The 17172-nt window shown below is 62.4% G+C and carries 16 protein-coding genes; 8 read left to right on the top strand and 8 right to left on the bottom strand.

What is annotated here, in order from left to right:
• Positions 1 to 43 precede the first annotated feature (43 nt).
• The 6 genes from NKI06_RS12450 to NKI06_RS12425 form a co-directional block, all read right to left on the bottom strand.
• Positions 44 to 787, bottom strand: coding sequence for a ribonuclease activity regulator RraA (locus NKI06_RS12450; protein ID WP_352985514.1), 744 nt, complete (start codon positions 785 to 787; stop codon positions 44 to 46).
• Between the two features lie 23 nt (positions 788 to 810).
• Entirely contained in the window at positions 811 to 1974 is a 1164-nt protein-coding gene (locus tag NKI06_RS12445) for a mandelate racemase/muconate lactonizing enzyme family protein (RefSeq protein WP_352985512.1), read from the bottom strand.
• A gap of 31 nt (positions 1975 to 2005) precedes the next feature.
• On the bottom strand, positions 2006 to 3103 hold the full coding sequence (locus NKI06_RS12440; RefSeq protein ID WP_352985510.1) for an ABC transporter ATP-binding protein: 1098 nt from the start codon (positions 3101 to 3103) through the stop codon (positions 2006 to 2008).
• Positions 3104 to 3227: 124 nt separating this feature from the next.
• Entirely contained in the window at positions 3228 to 4118 is an 891-nt protein-coding gene (locus tag NKI06_RS12435) for a carbohydrate ABC transporter permease (protein WP_023729478.1), read from the bottom strand.
• A complete protein-coding gene (locus NKI06_RS12430) occupies positions 4115 to 5074 on the bottom strand; it encodes a carbohydrate ABC transporter permease (RefSeq protein WP_023741800.1) in 960 nt (319 codons plus the stop codon). The genes NKI06_RS12435 and NKI06_RS12430 overlap by 4 nt, the downstream gene beginning before the upstream one ends.
• Positions 5075 to 5155: 81 nt before the next feature.
• Positions 5156 to 6634, bottom strand: a complete 1479-nt coding sequence (locus NKI06_RS12425) for an ABC transporter substrate-binding protein (protein ID WP_023696294.1) — start codon at positions 6632 to 6634, stop codon at positions 5156 to 5158.
• Between the two features lie 205 nt (positions 6635 to 6839).
• Here NKI06_RS12425 and NKI06_RS12420 point away from each other — a divergent pair, with 205 nt between their 5' ends.
• From NKI06_RS12420 to NKI06_RS12400, 5 genes are read left to right on the top strand one after another with little or no spacing between them, the layout of a single operon-like run.
• Complete coding sequence (locus NKI06_RS12420; RefSeq protein WP_023681193.1) at positions 6840 to 7550, top strand: GntR family transcriptional regulator; 711 nt, start codon at positions 6840 to 6842, stop codon at positions 7548 to 7550.
• A gap of 54 nt (positions 7551 to 7604) precedes the next feature.
• Positions 7605 to 8771: a mandelate racemase/muconate lactonizing enzyme family protein gene (locus NKI06_RS12415; RefSeq protein WP_352761831.1), complete on the top strand. Its 1167-nt coding sequence runs from the start codon at positions 7605 to 7607 to the stop codon at positions 8769 to 8771.
• Between the two features lie 56 nt (positions 8772 to 8827).
• Positions 8828 to 10186, top strand: a complete 1359-nt coding sequence (locus NKI06_RS12410; RefSeq protein ID WP_352985506.1) for a mandelate racemase/muconate lactonizing enzyme family protein — start codon at positions 8828 to 8830, stop codon at positions 10184 to 10186.
• A 45-nt stretch (positions 10187 to 10231) separates the two neighbouring features.
• Positions 10232 to 10558 carry an NIPSNAP family protein gene (locus tag NKI06_RS12405; protein ID WP_352985504.1) on the top strand — a complete coding sequence of 109 codons (327 nt, stop codon included), beginning with the start codon at positions 10232 to 10234 and terminating at the stop codon, positions 10556 to 10558.
• Between the two features lie 8 nt (positions 10559 to 10566).
• Positions 10567 to 11769: a mandelate racemase/muconate lactonizing enzyme family protein gene (locus tag NKI06_RS12400; protein ID WP_352985502.1), complete on the top strand. Its 1203-nt coding sequence runs from the start codon at positions 10567 to 10569 to the stop codon at positions 11767 to 11769.
• Between the two features lie 74 nt (positions 11770 to 11843).
• On the opposite strand, the gene NKI06_RS12395 is transcribed toward NKI06_RS12400, so the two are convergent.
• Entirely contained in the window at positions 11844 to 12362 is a 519-nt protein-coding gene (locus NKI06_RS12395) for a MarR family winged helix-turn-helix transcriptional regulator (protein ID WP_352985500.1), read from the bottom strand.
• Between the two features lie 236 nt (positions 12363 to 12598).
• Between NKI06_RS12395 and NKI06_RS12390 the strand changes: the two genes are divergently transcribed.
• Complete coding sequence (locus NKI06_RS12390) at positions 12599 to 14128, top strand: MDR family MFS transporter (RefSeq protein WP_352985498.1); 1530 nt, start codon at positions 12599 to 12601, stop codon at positions 14126 to 14128.
• A 69-nt stretch (positions 14129 to 14197) separates the two neighbouring features.
• A complete protein-coding gene (locus NKI06_RS12385) occupies positions 14198 to 15034 on the top strand; it encodes an amidohydrolase family protein (protein ID WP_023739518.1) in 837 nt (278 codons plus the stop codon).
• A 49-nt stretch (positions 15035 to 15083) separates the two neighbouring features.
• Here NKI06_RS12385 and NKI06_RS12380 read toward each other — a convergent pair whose 3' ends face one another.
• Positions 15084 to 15869 (bottom strand): SDR family NAD(P)-dependent oxidoreductase, encoded by a 786-nt coding sequence (locus tag NKI06_RS12380; RefSeq protein ID WP_352985496.1) that lies wholly within the window; start codon positions 15867 to 15869, stop codon positions 15084 to 15086.
• Positions 15870 to 15952: 83 nt separating this feature from the next.
• On the opposite strand from NKI06_RS12380, the gene uxuA reads away from it, so the two are divergent.
• Positions 15953 to 17137, top strand: coding sequence for a mannonate dehydratase (gene uxuA / locus NKI06_RS12375; RefSeq protein ID WP_352985493.1), 1185 nt, complete (start codon positions 15953 to 15955; stop codon positions 17135 to 17137).
• Positions 17138 to 17172 lie beyond the last annotated feature (35 nt).

Below are 17172 nucleotides of genomic sequence, written 5' to 3'. Positions count from 1 at the left end.
TGTAGCACCAAGGCGCTGTGATTGGGTGCCGCGTGGTTGCATCTCAATCCGCCGGGCGGTTGGCCTTGCGCCACTCCTCATATTCGCCGCGGGCATCGTCATGCAGCGGATAGTAGCGCTGCAGCGGTGCGCCCTGCATCAGCTTCTCTCGCGAGAACTCTTCCCAATCGTGATGCTTCCGGGATTCTTCGATCACCTTTGCGGCCATTGCGACGGGAAGCACTACCACCCCGTCGTCGTCTGCGATGATAATGTCGCCAGGGATCACTGTGACACCGCCGCAGGCGATCGGAACGTTGACGGCGTTCGGATAGATGCTGGTTTGCACATGGTAGTTGGGCGTCCAGCCGCGCAGCCATAAAGGCAGATCGAGCTTTTCGACATTCGGTCGGTCGCGCATACATCCGTCGATGACGATGCCCACGCCGCCTCTGCCCTTGAAATATGTCGACATCATATCGCCGAAGACGCCCGAGCTCATGTCGCCGCGCGCGTCGACGACCACCACATCGCCTTCCTGCGCGTGATAGAGCACGTGCCGGTGCAGTTGCGTTTCCGGGTCGGCGTATTCTCCCTCGCTGAAGAGGTCCGGCCGCTGCGGCAGGAACTGCAGCGTCAGCGCCGGCCCGACGATCGACTTCCCATGGTTCTGCGCCACCGGACCGACCATGTGCGGATTGCGGAAACCCATGTGGCCTAGCGTGCCGGCAACCGTCGCGGCGCCGATTTCCCTCAGGGCGTCAATGAGGTCTTTGGGCGGTCGCGTGATGTCAGGGATATGCGTCATTGTGGACTCCGGTTGAGATGGAACTACCAGTTCGTAACAGACCCGTCGCGGCGCTTCAGGTGAGGCGCTTCCCAGAAACGAAAAGCCTCCGCCTGGACCGCCGCTTCGTTGACCTCGACGCCGAGGCCCGGCAGGTCGCTGACCGGATAGTCGGGACCGTCGAGCCGTGGCTGCACGGGGAAGAAGTCGGAATTGTCGAAGCCCAGCTTCGTCTCGGGTTCCCTGGTCTCGAGCCACGCGAAGTTGGGTACGGCGGCGGCGAGATGCAGGGTCGCGGCCGTGCACACCGGACCAAGCGGATTGTGCGGCATCAGGTCGACATAGTGCGCCTCGCTCCAGCCGGCGACTTTCATCGCCTCGGTGAGCCCGCCGACATTGCAGACATCGAGACGGTTGAACTGATGGATGCCGCGCTCGATGTAGGGCAGGAACTGCCACTTGCTGGCAAATTCCTCGCCGATGGCAAAGGGAATGTCGGTCATCCTGCGCAGGGATTCGTAGGCTTCAGGTGTCTCGTCTCGTATCGGCTCCTCGAGGAAATCCAGCACGCCGCGGCCGAGTTTGTTGCAGAAGCTCGCCGCCTCTGCCACCGACAGCCGATGATGATAGTCGATGCCGAGAACGACGTCGTCGCCAAGCGCCTCGCGCGCCTTGTTCAGCATGCTCGCGGTAGCGCCGATCGACTCGCGGGGTTCGAAGATGTCCCTGCTGCTTTGCCCTGCGGGGAAGAAGCGGATCGCCTGCCACCCCCGTGCGCGCAGCTCCCGGGCTCGTTCGATGGCGACGTCGCCCTCGGCCTCGTCTCCGGTCGAGGCGAAGGTGGGGATGCGGTCGCGCTGCTTGCCGCCCAGCAGTTCGTAGACAGGCACCCCCAGCGCCTTGCCCTTGATGTCGTGCAGGGCGATGTCGATGGCGGAGATCGCCGCCTGCAGAACGCGCCCGCCTTCGAAGTACTGGCTGCGATATGCCTCCTGCCAGATCCGCCCGATCTGCATAGGATCGCGGCCGATGAGAAATTCGCGATAATGCTCGACCGCGCCGGCAACGGCCTTTTCGCGCCCGCTCAAGCCGCTCTCGCCCCAGCCGAAGACGCCTAGGTCGGTCTCGATCTTGACGAGCATCTGATTGCGCGTTCCAACCCATACAGGATAGGGCTTGATCGCGGTGATCTTAAGCTTTTCAGTCATCCCCAACGTTCCCAATGAACCCCGTCTTGTCTCAGCCGGCCTTGAGGGCCAGTTCAGTTTCGCCATCGAACAGATGCAGCCGCTCCTGGTCGAACTCGAGCCAGATCTGCTCGTCAGGCGCGACGGCGATGTTGGGGGACACGCTGATGTTGACGATGGCGCCTGACAGCAACGCCTGCACGAAGGTGACGTCTCCGGTCGGCTCCACTGTATAGGCCCTGGCCGGGACGCTGCCTGGCGCCGCGCTCTTGTGGAGCCTGATGGTCGAGTGACGTGCGCCGAGCACGACTTTCCTCGACGTTGCCTTCGCAACCTTCCGGGCGTTGAGCGGCGAGAGCTCAAGGCTCCAGCCCTCCGCGCCGGTCAACGCAGTGTTGCCGTTTGCTGTCGATGCCTCCAGTGGAACAAGGCTCATCGCCGGGCTGCCGATGAAGCTGGCGACGAACATGTTCACCGGATGGGCAAAGACCTGCGCCGGAGAATCGTATTGCAACAGGTAGCCGCCGTTCATCACCGCCATCTTGTCGGCCATGGTCACGGCTTCGAGCTGGTCGTGCGTGACATAGATGATGGTCGCCTTAAGGTCCTGGTGGAAGCGCTTGATCTCCGAGCGCATCTGGACCCGCAGTTTGGCGTCGAGGTTGGAGAGCGGCTCGTCCATGAGGAAAACGGCAGGGTCGCGGACGAGGGCGCGCCCCAAGGCGACACGTTGCTGCTGCCCGCCTGAAAGTTCGCGCGGCTTGCGCTCGAGCAGGTGCGTCATGTCGAGCACGCGCGCCGCTTCCTTGACCTTCCTGTCGATCTCGTCCCTGGGCAGCTTGCGCATCTGCAGCGGGAACGCCAGGTTCTTGTAGACCGATTTCTGCGGGTAGAGCGCGTAGTTCTGGAACACCATCGCGATGTCCCGGTCCTTGGGGTCGAGGTCGTTGACCACGCGGTCGCCGATGACGATGTCGCCCGATGTGACCGGGATCAATCCCGCGACAAGATTGAGCGTGGTTGTCTTGCCGCAGCCCGAAGGGCCGACGAGCGCAACGAACTCGCCGTCATTGACCGTCAGCGAAACGTCGTTGACAGCTTTGAAGCCGCCATAGGTCTTGACGAGATCTCTCAGGACCACGTGGGCCATCGGCAACTCCCTACGGCATGATGCCGAAAAGTGTGAAGCGGTTTTCGGACGACATCATGCTCTATCTCTTTGATTTAGAGGCGGATTCAGATTTCAGGTCGAACAGACCTGACATCATCCGGCTCTAGTGTTTGACCGCGCCTTCTGTAAGGGCGCGTACGAAGTATCGTTGCAGGAGGAGGAACAGCACCACGACGGGCACGCTCATCATGAAGCTGGCCGCCATCAGGCCCGGAAAGTCCGTCGTATTCTCCGAGAAGAAACGCTGTATGCCGACCGGCAGGGTCAACTGCTCGTTCTTGGAAAGGAAGGTGTAGGCATAGATGTACTCGTTCCAGGCGCCAATGAAGGAATAGATCGCTGTGGCGATGATTCCGGGCGTCGAGAGAGGCATCACGATCAGGATGAAGGCCTGGAACCGGGTCGCCCCATCGATCCGCGCCGCCTGCTCGAGCTGCACCGGAATGTTGTCGTAAAAGCCCTTGAGCAGCCAGATCGCCAGCGGCAGGCCGAAGGTGAGATAGGTGAGAATGAGCGAGCCATGCGTGTTCACCAGCCCGATCGCGCGCATCAGGATGAAGAGCGGCACGAGAAAGATCACCGCGGGGAACATGTTGCGCAAAAGCACGGTGAAGAACAGGAAGTTTCGACCGGGGAAACGAAAGCGCGAAAAGGCGTAGGCCGCAGGAACGGCCACGATCACCGAAAGGATTGTGGTGACCGTCGACACGTAGAGGCTGTTCCAGAAAAAACGCAGGAAGTCCTGACCGACGCTGTTTTGCGGATCGAGCAGCTTTTGGTAGCTGGCCAGGGTAGGCTCTTCCGGCCACCATTGCGGCGGGAACTGCATCGCCGCGAAGCCGGACTTGATCGAGGTGATCAGCATCCAGATCATCGGCAACGCGGTGTAAAGCAGCATGAACACGAGGAAGATGCGCCCGGCCCAACGCCATCCGTCGATGCGCATGCGGCGCCGGGCCGGACGTTGAGGGACTGTCTCGACGATCGTGCTCATGCGCCGCCCTCCTTGCGCTCGTTGCCGGCCAGCGCACGAACGTAGAAGTAGCCCAGCACCATCAGCATGAGGAACAGGAGCACCGAATAGGCCGATGCGACGCCCCATCGCTGCCGGCCGAAGGCGAGCTCATAAATGTGGGTGATCCAGATGTGCGAAGCGTTCGACGGCCCGCCACCGGTCATGATCCACGGGATGATGAAGGAATTGAAATTGGCCACCGCGAGCAGCAGAATTGTCACCGTCGAGACGTTGCGCAGATGCGGGAAGGTGACGTGCCAGAAACGCTGCCATGCATTGGCCCCGTCGACTTCCGCGGCGCGCAGCAACTGGTCGGGGACCGTCTGCAAACCGGCCATCATCATGATCATGGCAAACGGAAACTCGCGCCAGATATTGACGACGATCAAGGAGGGCAGCACCGTGCTGACGTTGTCGATGAAGTTGGGCGGCCGGTCAGCCAATCCGAGGCCGACCAGCACCGCGCCGATGATGCCGAAGTCCGAATGGTAGATCCACTTCCAGATATAGGAGGCGGCAACCGCGCTGATGACCCAAGGAATGATCAGGATAGCGCGCAGGACACCCCGGCCGATAAACTCGCGGTGGAGGGCCAGCGCGGCGGCAAATCCCAAGGCAAAGGCAACGAAGGTAGATGCGATCGTCCAGATCAGGGTGTTCAAGGTGACTTTCCAGAACACCTGACTGGTGAGGATGGCCGTGTAGTTGTCCAATCCGATGAAGGTCTTGTCGCGGAGCTGCAGGCCAGGCGGCGTCTTAAAGAACGACAGCTCGACCGTGTAGTAGATCGGATAGGCGATGACGATGAGCATCACGGCGATCGCTGGAAGCACGTAAGCGTAGTCGGCGCGATGCTCCCAGATGTTCCGCAGCACGCCGGAGCTACCGGGTTGCAATCTTCGGCGAGCCTCGGCCTTGCCGGTCACGATCGTCACGATGGCGTGCCCTTGTTGTTCGGAGCAAACCGGCTGCACGCACTATCGGCACAGCCGGTCGGATCGCAGGTCAGGCCCGGACTAGAGTCCGTCCATCAGGTTCTTCACCTTCTCGGCCGCGTCGTCCGCTGCCTGGTCGACGGTCATCGCTCCGGTCAGGGCGTTCTGCAGCATGTCCGGGACGATGATATTCATGATCTCGGGCGATTGCGGCAGCGCCGGGAACGGAATGCCGTATGGCAACATCGAGGTGGTGACATCGAGGAACTTGATGTTGTCCAGACGTTCCTTCATCCATTTGGTCTTGAAGCCGTTGAGGTTGCCCGGGTTCGAGCCGGCATACGCCATCTTCAACGACCATTCAGGGCTCGTCCACATGCAGATGATGGCCTTTGCGGCCGGCTCGTCCACCTTGCCGCCCTCGACATATTCGGGCTTCAGGATGTGAATGTTCGAGCCACCAAACACGACGGCCCGCTTGCCGTCGGGGCCGGTCGGAATCAGGCCATAGCGCATGTTATCGATGACAGTCTGCGCCTTGTCCTTGTCGGCGCCCGTTGCCTTCTTCTGCAGGTCGAGCATGACGTTATAGTCCGACGGGTGCGAGACCATCATGCCGAGTTGGCCGGCGACGAACAGGGGCTGGTTATCGGCCTGCTGGTTGGTGAGGGCCGAAACCGGAACCGACTTGTCGCGAACATACATGTCGTAGGAGGCTTGCAACGCCGCCTTGCTCTGCGGGCTATTGAGCTCGACCTCCTTATAGGTCGGGTTCGCGGAGGCTTCGTCGAAGACACCGCCGCCATAGGCCCATAGCTGCGGCATGAAGCGGTACGGCGTGTTGCCGGCGTTCTTTCGCGCCACGAGGCCGTAGCCGGCAATGCCGAGCTTGTCATGGATCTGCTTGGAATATTTGACGACGTCGTCCCAGGTAGCCGGAGCCTTGTCCGGATCGAGGCCCGCACGCTTGAAAATGTCGGCGTTCCAGATGAACGCCATCGTCTCATTGTTGGTGGGAATGCCGTAGGTCACGCCATCCCAGGTTACCGCCTTCATGGCGCCGGGCCAGAAATCCTCTGTGGGATAGCCCACATCTTCCGGCTTGAGCGGCTGCAGATAACCCTTCGAGGCGAACTCGGTTCCGCCCAGGATTTGCAGGCGGACCGCCATCGGCGCGGCGTTGCCGAGCAGCGCCGTGCGGAATTTGTCGAGAAGGTCGTTGTAGGTGAGGGCCTGATCCTCGAGCTGGATGTTCGGATAGGTCTTGCGGAACGTCTCGAAGAAATCCTTGTAGTACTGACGCAGCAGGTCGGGGTCGCCCTCGAACACGCCCTGATACCAGAACGTCAGTCGCCCCTTGTAGTCGAGCGGGGTGACCTTGCCGCAATCGGCGGCCGTGTCGAAATCCTGTGTGCCGGCGATGGAGCGCACATACTCCGGCGACCACTTGCTCAAATCGACCGGCGGCGCACCCAGCGCCGATCCCGACATGAGCGACGCCATCAAAGCAGTGGCGACAGTGCCGCGCAGGACGGCACCGCCGAGTGTAATCCTCGTCATAGTATCCTCCCAGATTCTCCCATGCCGCTGTGCGCCAAGGGGCTCGTCCGACCGTGCGGGATGCGTCCTTCTGCTTAATGTATCCCTTCGATCATCTGGTACGTTTTCAGATCGTGGATTGCCTGTCAACGCACCCGATCGTACATTGTTTGCAAAACCCGTGTATGATATCGAGCATGTGATGTACTAATCGGGGGAGCCGGCTTTGGCCGAAACAAGCGATTTCAAAGCAGAGCCACCCGTGGGGATTGATCCCATCGGGGCGTCGAGCGAGGGCGCCTCGCTTTATGAACTGATCCGGGAAGACATCATCGAGGGACGGCTCGCCGCCAACGAACGACTTGTGGTTACCGATCTCGCCCGGCGTCACGGCACCTCGACGAACCCCGTACGCGAGGCGCTGCAGCTGTTGCGAGGGGAGGGCTTCGTCACCTTTGTCGCCAACCGTGGCGCCCGCGTCCGACCCATAGACCAGGATTTCGTCCGGGATATCTACGAGATCGGAGTCCTGATCGAGCCGGCCCTGACGCGATGGTTCGTGAACATGGCGACCGGCGAGGACATCGCCGAACTCGAACGCATCCAGGCTCTGATCGAAGAGAACAACTTCACCGACACATTGCGGCACAGTGAACTGGATACCGCCTTCCACACGGTAATGTACCAGCGCCACTACAACCGCCATGCCGCCGAGCTTTGGTGGAAGCATCGCGAAGTGCTGCGAGCCGTGAGCCGGCGTTTCAATTTCACGCTCGCGCGGCGGGCCGCCATCATGCGTGAACACCGCGAGCTCATCGCGCATATCAAAGCGGGAAATGCCGACGAGGCGGCCGAACTCATTGCCCGCCATGTCGAGGGTTCCGGCCGGCACGTTCTCGAACAGATGCGTGCGCGCAACGCCGCTCGGGCCGGATAGAGTTTCCAGCCCAGAACATCATTGGTCCAGCCATCAGACAGAGGTAGTTGAGAGATGAAAATCACGAGCGTTCGGCCGTGGCTGATCAAGTCCGATGCTTCCTATTGGGGAGAGTTCCTGTTCGTCGAGGTGACGACCGACGAAGGGGTGAGTGGCTGGGGGGAAATCACCACCACCACAAGGCTCGCCAACCGCGCCCTGTGCACGATCCTGCGGCAGATCGGTGTTGCCGTCACAGGCGAGGATCCGGCGCGCATCGAGCATCTCTGGCACAAGATTTTCCGCAGCTTCACCTATATGGGCAGCCGCGGCGCCGCGGTCGAATGCGTGAGCGCTATCGACATAGCGCTCTGGGACATTCGCGGCAAAGTTCTCGGCAAGCCGATCTACGAGCTGCTGGGCGGACCGGTACGCGATGAAATCGCGCTCTACACCCATCCCAACCAGGCCAGGTTTACCAGCAAGGAGGCTGTGGTTCGCGAAATTCGAGACATTGTCGAATCCGGACACACCGGACTGAAGTTCGATCCTTTCCCCCACCAGGGTCGCACCGCCGATAGCGTGGCGCGCGAACAGCGGGACGGCTACCTCGATGGCAGCATGACCCGGAAGGACGAGCGCGAGGCCGCCGAACTGACGGCTCTGATCCGCGAAACGGCGGGGCCCGATGTCGACATTCTCATCGACGCGCATGGCCGCTTCGACGTTCCTACCGCCATTCGCCTCTGTCGGAGCCTCGAGGAAGCCGGCCAGATCGACTGGTTCGAGGAGCCTTGTCCGCCTGAGAGCCTCAATGCCCTCAAGCAGGTGCGTGAGAAGGTCAGCGCCGCCATCTCGTGGGGCGAGCGCGGCCACACCAAGTGGGATTTCGTGCCGGTGCTCGAGAACAGGCTTGCGGACTACATCATGCCGGACGTTACCTGGACCGGCGGAATTACCGAATTGAAGAAGATTTCCGCGCTGTGCGAAGCCTACTACATCCCGGTCTCGCCCCATGACGCCGCGGGACCGATCAACGTGGTTGCGGGAGCGCAGGTGATGATGACGGTTCCCAACTTCTACAAGCTCGAAACGTCGGAGTGGAACCTGGACAAATATAATCACCTCATCGACGAGCCACTCGATGTCTCGAACGGCAGCCTCAAGCTGGCGTCGAAGCCGGGTCTCGGTGTCGAGATGAACCGAGACTACCTGCAGGCCCACGAGATCGAGCTTGGCTAGCAACGCTTATGCAGGCCGGGGGTGCGGGGCGCCACCAATCAGAACGAGGATAAGCCATGGCAAAGACGGGTAGCGCCGGCGAGGCGCTCAATCGGGTAAATACGAACTCCAGGCCGAGCGACCTTCGCATCACCGATCTGCGCGTCGCCGAGATCGTCGGCGCGCCGTTCACCTCGGCGCTGATCAAGATCTATACCAATCAAGGCATTATCGGCCTGGGCGAAGTGCGCGACGGCGCCAGCGCGACCTATGCGCTGATGCTGAAGAGCCGGTTGCTGGGCGAAAATCCCTGTGACGTCGACCGGCTGTTCCGCCGCATCAAGCAATTTGGCGGCCACGGGCGGCAAGGTGGCGGAGTCTCGGCGATCGAGATCGCGCTTTGGGACCTCGCCGGCAAGGCGTATGGCGTGCCGATCTACCAGATGCTGGGAGGACGGTTTCGCGACAAGGTGCGTGTCTATTGCGACACCGACGCGGACAAGCCCAGCGGCACCGAGACCGGAAAGCGGCTCAAGGCGCGGATGGATCTCGGTTTCACCTTCCTCAAGATGGACCTCGGGCTGGCGCAGATCTCCCACATTCCCGGCGCGGTGGTGGCGCCAGCCGGCGTGCTCGACGGTTTCCGCAGCCATCCCGCTCGCGGCCCGGCACGCACGCTGGACGAGCGCCGGGCGCGCAACGCCGCCTATGATGCGCAGAACGTGCCGCATCCCTTCACCGGCCTCCATTTCACCGAAAAGGGCCTCGACCTGCTCGATCAATATATCCACGAGGTCCGCGAGGTGATCGGCTACGAGGTCCCGCTCGCCATCGACCATGTCGGCCACATCTCGCTGCAGGACGGCATCCGTCTGGCCCGGCGGATCGAGAAATACGCACCGGCCTGGCTCGAGGACGTGATCCCCTGGCAGTACACCGAGCAGTATCGGCAGTTGCAGCAGGCGACCTCCGTGCCGATCTGCACCGGTGAAGACATCTACCTCAAGGAAGCATTCCAGCCGCTGCTCAACGCCGGCATCTCGGTCATCCATCCGGATCTGCTGACCACCGGCGGCATTCTCGAGACCAAGAAGATCGGCGACGCAGCGCAGGAGCATGGCGTCGCCATGGCCATTCACATGGCGGAAAGCCCGATCGCGGCAATGGCCGCCGCGCATGTCGCGGTGGCGACGGAAAACTTCATGGCGCTCGAATATCACAGCGTCGAAGTCGACTGGTGGGACGATATCGTCACCGGCCTGCCCAAGCCGCTGGTCAAGGACGGCTTCATCACCGTGCCCGACAAGCCTGGTCTGGGCATCGACGACATCGTCGACGAAGTGATCAGCCAGCACCTGCAGCCCGGCGTCACCGGGATCTGGCAACCGACCGGTCACTGGGACGACGAATATTCCTGGGACCGCACCTGGAGCTGACTCTACACCTCTCCCCGAAGGGAGAAGTAAACAGAAGGATCAACCATGATCTACGAACTTCGCATTTACGACTGCCTGCCGGGCCGGCTGCCGGCGCTGCTCAAGCGTTTCAACGACCATACCTTGGCGCTGTGGGATAGACATGGCATTCGCCAGGCCGGGTTCTTCACCACGGTGGTCGGCGAAAGCAGCAATCGACTGACCTATTTCATCGCCTGGGAATCCCTTGCCGAGCGCGAAGTGAAATGGAAGGCCTTCACCACCGATCCGGCATGGCTCGAGGTCCGCGACGAGTCCGAGCGCGATGGCCCGATCCTGGCCAATATTTCCAGCCAGTTTCTCGCGCCAACCGCCTTCTCGTCGGTGAAATAGAGGACATCATGAAGATCACCGATCTCAGGTGTGCCGTCATCGGCAGGCACCCCATCGTGCGCATCGTCACCGACGAAGGCCTCCATGGCCTCGGCGAGGTCGAGTACACCAAGCCTTATCTGAAACCCTGGGTGCTGCATTTCCGCGACGCGCTGATCGGCGAGGACCCGACGGATGTGGAACGTTGCATGCTGAAGATCCGTCAGCGCGGCTCGTTCAAGCCCTACGGCGCCGCCGTCAGCGCCATCGAGCATGCTCTCTGGGACATCGCCGGCAAGGCCGCCGGCGTCCCGGTCTACAAGCTGCTCGGCGGCAAGGTCCGCGACCAGGTGCGGGTCTACAACGGCTCCATCCGCAAGAAGCGCACCGGCGACAGGCCGGAGGATTACGCGGCCGACGTCAAATGGATGATGGAGCGGCCGGAAGGTTTCTTCATGGTCAAGCAAGGCATCAGCTTCCACTCCAACATGAAGACCTGCGTTCCCGACTTCCACTACGGCGTGCGCCAGCCGCCGACCTATCACGGCGCGATGGACCAGGGGCAGATCAGCGAGCGCGGCATGGTGCATATGATCGAATGCGTCATCGCCATGAAGGAGGTGCTTGGCGACAAGGTCTCGCTGGCGCTGGATTGCGGCCCCGGCTGGTTCCTGCCCGACGCCATCCGCTTCGCGCGGGCCGTGGAAAAGTACAATCTGATGTGGCTGGAGGATATGCTGACCGGAGACTATGTGCCATGGGTCAATCCACAGGCCTACCGTGAACTCACGACATCGACGTCCACGCCCATCCACACCGGAGAGCAGATCTATCTGCGTCATAATTTCAAGGAACTGATCGAGACGCAGGCGGTTCGCGTCATCGGTCCGGATCCCGCTGACATCGGCGGCATCGCCGAGCTCAAATGGGTGGCCGAGCACGCCTACATGCACTCGATCATGATGGCGCCGCACGGCACGGCGAACGGTCTGCTGGGCCTCGGTGCGCTGATCAATGTCTGCGCCACGCTGCCGGCCAACTACATCGCCTTCGAATATCCCAGCGCCTCCGACCCCTGGTGGGAGGACATCGTCGTCGGCCTGCCCAAGGGGCAGATCGTCAGGGATAGTATGGTGGACCTGCTCGAAGCTCCGGGACTGGGCCTCGACATCGACGCCAAGGCGGCGAAGAAGTATCTCGCGGCAGAGGACGCCGGTTTCTTCGACCGATAACGATCCGACGCGACCTGAGCGTCAAGGGCTATCGAACGGCTCGCACACATGGGTGAGCGTCCACGCCGTGCCGCCTATTTCGTTTCGGGCAGCATCTCGTCCATCAACTGCTTGACGGCCTCGGCAGATCTTTTCATCCCGGTTTCGTCCATGGCCCAACCGGCGAAGCGTTCCAGCAAGGTGGCGAACGTTACCAGGTCCTGCTCATCCCATTGTGCCAGTGAGCCGGCGAAAATCCGCCATTTGGTCTGGCGCACCGCCGCCACCAAGCGCTCGCCCTTGGCGGTGAGTTTGAGGCAGATGCGCCGGGCATCGCGTTGCGATGCGACACGGCATGCATAGCCGCGCTCGACGAGGTCGGCAGAGATGCGGCTGGCGCGCGACGGGTCGATCTCGAGGCGCTCGGCGATGACGCCAACCGTCACCTCGTCCTGCTGGTTATCGCTGAAAACCGGATTGTTCGCGATGGCGCCGATCGCATCGAGATGGCTCACTTCCAGCGAAGGGTCTACGCGCGCCAGGATCATGCGGCCGAAGTCGCGGCGCTGGATAGAGCGACGCACCTTGCTCATTACCGCATCGATGGCGGCCACGGCCTCGGCCGCCGGTTCGGACAGGCCGCTGCCGCGCGCCAGACCGGCGAGGTCCCGATCGCCGCGCGTCTGGAACAGGGATGGAAATCGGTCCGGACTGCTGGATGCGTTGCTGCTCATCCATAGCGCGTTAGCAAGAATATATGCTGACGTCAATTATATGCTAAGCGCACATATCTGGTTGACACCTCTCGGCTGTGGGCACATAAATCGCGCCCCAAGCTACGGAGACACCGATGACTGTCGAGCAGACGCTGCCGGACACAGCGCCCGTGGAGGCCCAAGTCAGGCCCGAGCTTACGACCTTGATCGTCTATTTCGGCGCGCTGATCGCCATGTTCATGGCAACCATCGACATGCAGATCGTCGTCACCGCCTTGCCCACCATTGCCGGCGAACTCGGCAATCTGCATTTGTTCGGCTGGGTCGGTGCCGCCTACCTGCTCTCGACCGCCGCGGTCTCGCCATTCTACGGCAAACTCGGCGATATGTATGGCCGCAAGAATGTCGTGCTGACGGCGATCGGCCTGTTCCTGCTGGGCTCGCTGGTCTGCGGCATGGCATGGTCGATGGAGAGCCTGATCGCCGCGCGCGTGCTGCAGGGCATCGGCGGCGGCGGTCTGATGGTCTCCGCCTTCGCCATGATCGGCGAACTGTTCGGCCCGCGCGACCGCGCGAAATATCAGGGCTACAGTTCGGCGGTGTTCGCGCTGTCGTCGGTGCTCGGCCCGCTGGCCGGCGGCTACATCACCAGCCTGTTCGGCTGGCGTTGGGTGTTCCTGGTCAATTTGCCGATAGGGATCATCGTGCTGGCGGTGCTGGCCTTCGCCATGCGCAGCCGGTTCAACGAAAAGCGGCACCGCATCGACTATCTCGGCGGCGTGCTGCTCGCCACCGGCACGACGGCGATCGTCTATTGGGGCTATCATGTGCTCGACCCCAGCGGACCGGACCTCATCACCTTCGCGCTGCCGCTGCTGGCAGTGGCCGCCATCACCTTGTTCGTCATGGTCGAGCGGCGGGCCGAACAGCCGATCGTACCTCTGCGGCTGTTCGGCAATTCGACGGTCAGCATCGTCTCGGGCGTGTCGCTGGTCGCCGGAACGGTGACGCTGGGCATGTTCTTCTATTTCGCCCTCTACATGCAGACGCTGACGGGCCTGAGCCCGGCCGAGGTCGGCTTCCTGTTCCTGCCGGCGTCGCTGACATCGATGGTCATTTCGATCGTGGCCGGGCGGGTGATCGCGGCAACCGGACGCTACAAATGGATGCCGGTGGTCGCCATGGGTATCGGCGGGTTTCTGATGCTGGGCTTCGTCCTCACCAACCAGCACACGCCGATCTGGGTGCTGGCGACGATGATGGCAGTGTTCGGCATCAGCATGGGCCTGCAGTTCCAGGTGCTGATCGTGGCGATCCAGGCGGCAGCACCCCTGCAGGATATCGGCGCGGTGACGTCGCTGATCACGCAGGCGCGGACGCTCGGAGCATCGCTCGGACTGGCGCTGAACGGCGCGGTGATGATCTGGGCGCTGAACCGGCAGACAGCCGAGCTTCCTGCAGACGCCGCCGCCCTGCTGCCGGGTGGCCTGAACGGGTTGACGCCGCACCTCGCATCGAGCCTGCCGGGCGCGATCCGCGAAGTGGTGCTTGACCATTACTCCAGTGGCTTCAACGTGATGTTCATCTGGGTGGCGGCGCTCTATTTCGTCGCCATGGGGCTGACGCTGCTGCTCGAGGACAAAGAGATCCCGAAGCGGGCCTGAGCCAAAGCTTGTGTCATGCGCTGGGTTTAGGCATTTGGCGATGATCTGAAATCACCGAGGAGGACAGCCATGATCATCGACACTCATCTGCACCTGATCGACCTGTCGGCGCTGCGCTATCCCTGGCTCAGCCGCGAGCCGGCGCTCAACCGCGATTTCCCGCACGCAGAATATGCGATCCAGGCCCGCCGGGCCGGCATCGAGGCCGCGCTGCATATGGAGGTCGACGTCGATGAAGCCGACATCCAGGCCGAGACCAGCCATGTGAAGGCGCAGTCGCTGGAGAAGGGCAGTCTGTTGCGCGGGGCGATCGCCTCCTGCCGCCCGGAGGAGGCCGGCTTCGCCGCCTATCTCGGGCGCCAGCAAGCCGACCCTTTCGTCAAGGGGTTCCGCCGCGTGCTGCATGTCATGCCGGACGAGCTTTCGGACAGCGCGCTGTTTCGCGAAAACATCAAGCGGCTTGCCGGCACCGGCCTGACCTTCGACCTCGTCGTCCTGCCGCATCAGATTCCAAGGGCGGTTGCGCTCGCCGATCTGGCGCCGGATGTGCAGTTCGTGCTCGACCATTGCGGCGTGCCCGACATCAAGGCCAGTGCGGAACATCCGTGGCGCGAGCATATGACCGAGATCGCGCGGCGTCCCAATGTTATCGGCAAGATCTCCGGTGTCGTCGCCTATGCCGATGCCGGCTCATGGACCGTCGAGACCTTGCGCCCCTATGTCGAGCACACGATCGGCATTTTCGGCTGGGACCGCGTCGTGTGGGGCAGCGACTGGCCGGTGTGCACGCTTGGCGGTGGCCTTGCCACCTGGGTGGCGGCGACACACGCGCTGATCGCGGGCGCCAGCCCTGAGGAGAGGACGAAATTGCTGTCGGGCAATGCCAAGCGGATGTGGAAGCTGTAGCGCGGTCGGACACCGATTGCCTGCAAGCGCGCAGAACGCCATCATAGCGCTACTTCACGCCAATACCTGCCGTCAGGCCGCCATCGATCCTGTAGTCCGCGCCGGTGCAGAAACCGGCCTTCGACGAGCACAGGAAGGCGATGAGTTCCGCCACTTCCTCCGGTTCGCCGATACGGCCGAGCGGATGCGCCGCGCCGAAGCGCTTGTAGGCCTCTTCGACATCGGCATCGCTGCCGCCGTCACCGCGCGCAGCCTTCTCCAGGATCGGCGTGCGGATCGAGCCCGGGCTGACCGAATTGACGCGGATGCCTGATGCCGCGTAGTCGAGCGCCAGCGAGCGCGTCAGCGTGTGGATGGCCCCTTTGGTCGTGGCATAGGCGGCAACGTTCTGCTGGCAGGCAAAACCCTGCACCGAGGCGACGTTGACGATGGCGCCGCCACCGCGCTTGATCATTTCCGGAATGCCGAAATGGGCGGTCAGGTAGATCGAGCCGACATTGACCGTCATTGCCCGGTTCCAGCTTTCCCAGTCGGTGGTCGTCGCGGTGCCATAGGGATGGACGGCGGCCGAGTTGACGATGACATCCAGACCGCCGAACCTGGCGACGCCAGCCGCCACCGCGTCGCGCACCTGGTCGGAGACGGACACATCGGTGTCGATGACCAGCACCGCGGCACCAGGACTTTCTAGTTGCGCTTTCATCGCCGCATTGGCGGTGCGGTCGATGCCGCAGGCGATGATTGCGGCGCCACCGGCCGCAAGGCGCTTGGCGGTTGCCAGGCCAATGCCGGTCGTTCCCGTCACCAGGGCGACCTTGCCGTCGAAATCCGTCATTTCTAAAAACTCCTCCATTTTCTATCGACTCCCATCGCGGTCCAACAATAAGTTGCCAACCTCTCGCAGAAGGAAAGCCGAAAATGGAACAATGCTGGCGCTGGTATGGACCCGACGACCCGGTGACGCTCGATCATGTCAAGCAGGCGGGCGCCACCGGCGTGGTCTCGGCGCTTCACCATATCTATGACGGCCGGGCGTGGCCTGAGGCCGAAGTGCTCGAACGCAAGCGCATCATCGAGGAAGCCGGACTGACCTGGTCGGTCGTCGAGAGCATTCCGGTCCACAATTCCTTCAAGATCGGTGCGCCGGAACGCGAGCGCTATGCCGGCTACTATCGCGACTCAATCCGCGCGCTGGCCAGGGCCGGCATCGCCACGGTCTGCTACAATTTCATGCCGGTGGTCGACTGGACCCGCACCGATCTTGCCTACCGGCTGCCGACGACAGGCTACGCCTTGCGTTTCGACGCGATCGATTTCGCCGCCTACGATCTGTTCGTGTTGAAGCGCAAGAACGGTGCGGCAAGCTATACGCCGGCGCGTATTGCGCAGGCGGAAGCGCGGCTGAAGGAATTGTCGCCTGAGAGGATGGACCAGATCGAGCGCAACCTGATCGCCGGCCTGCCGGCGACAGAGCGCAAATATGACCGCGATAGTTTTCGCGAGGCGCTGGCGGACTACGATGGGATCGGGCCGAAGGAGTTGCGCGACAACCTCGCCTGGTTCCTGCGGGAGATCATTCCGGTGGCCGAAGAGGAGGGGGTGCGCATGTGTATCCACCCCGACGATCCGCCGTTTTCGCTCTACGGCCTGCCGCGCGTCGTTTCGACCGCCGAGGATGCGCGTTTCATTCTCAATGCCATCGACAGCCAGGCCAATGGCCTGACGTTCTGCACCGGGTCCTACGGCACGCGCGCCGACAACGACATCGTCGCCATGGTCAAGGAATTCGCCGACCGCATCCACTTCGCCCATCTGCGCAACATCACCATCGAGGATGACGGCTCGTTCTACGAGGCCGAGCATCTCGAAGGCGGCACCGACATGGCGCATGTCATCCTGGCGCTGATGCAGGAGGAGGCGCGCCGCCGCGAGGAGGGCCGCGCCGACTGGCAAATCCCGATGCGGCCGGACCATGGCCACCTGCTCGCCGACGATATCGGCAAGACAAGGATCAATCCCGGCTACTCGCTGATCGGCCGCCTGAAGGGCTTGGCCGAATTGCGCGGCATCATGCGGGCCGTGGAAACGTTTGGGCTGGCTTGAAGGGGCAACGAACTGCGTTCAATGCCGACGCCGGC

It is taken from the genome of Mesorhizobium sp. M0772 (assembly GCF_040320135.1).
Taxonomy (GTDB): domain Bacteria; phylum Pseudomonadota; class Alphaproteobacteria; order Rhizobiales; family Rhizobiaceae; genus Mesorhizobium.
This window is presented reverse-complemented; position numbering and strand designations above follow the sequence as displayed.

Bases quoted from the DNA above. Each gene is read 5' to 3' on its own strand.
- NKI06_RS12415 (WP_352761831.1), top strand. From the start codon at position 7,605: ATGAAAATCACGAGCGTTCGGCCGTGGCTGATCAAGTCCGATGCTTCC.
- NKI06_RS12425 (WP_023696294.1), bottom strand. From the start codon at position 6,634: ATGACGAGGATTACACTCGGCGGTGCCGTCCTGCGCGGCACTGTCGCC.
- NKI06_RS12410 (WP_352985506.1), top strand. From the start codon at position 8,828: ATGGCAAAGACGGGTAGCGCCGGCGAGGCGCTCAATCGGGTAAATACG.
- NKI06_RS12385 (WP_023739518.1), top strand. From the start codon at position 14,198: ATGATCATCGACACTCATCTGCACCTGATCGACCTGTCGGCGCTGCGC.
- NKI06_RS12440 (WP_352985510.1), bottom strand. From the start codon at position 3,103: ATGGCCCACGTGGTCCTGAGAGATCTCGTCAAGACCTATGGCGGCTTC.
- NKI06_RS12405 (WP_352985504.1), top strand. From the start codon at position 10,232: ATGATCTACGAACTTCGCATTTACGACTGCCTGCCGGGCCGGCTGCCG.
- NKI06_RS12400 (WP_352985502.1), top strand. From the start codon at position 10,567: ATGAAGATCACCGATCTCAGGTGTGCCGTCATCGGCAGGCACCCCATC.
- NKI06_RS12390 (WP_352985498.1), top strand. From the start codon at position 12,599: ATGACTGTCGAGCAGACGCTGCCGGACACAGCGCCCGTGGAGGCCCAA.
- NKI06_RS12435 (WP_023729478.1), bottom strand. From the start codon at position 4,118: ATGAGCACGATCGTCGAGACAGTCCCTCAACGTCCGGCCCGGCGCCGC.
- NKI06_RS12380 (WP_352985496.1), bottom strand. From the start codon at position 15,869: ATGACGGATTTCGACGGCAAGGTCGCCCTGGTGACGGGAACGACCGGC.
- uxuA (WP_352985493.1), top strand. From the start codon at position 15,953: ATGGAACAATGCTGGCGCTGGTATGGACCCGACGACCCGGTGACGCTC.
- NKI06_RS12450 (WP_352985514.1), bottom strand. From the start codon at position 787: ATGACGCATATCCCTGACATCACGCGACCGCCCAAAGACCTCATTGAC.
- NKI06_RS12445 (WP_352985512.1), bottom strand. From the start codon at position 1,974: ATGACTGAAAAGCTTAAGATCACCGCGATCAAGCCCTATCCTGTATGG.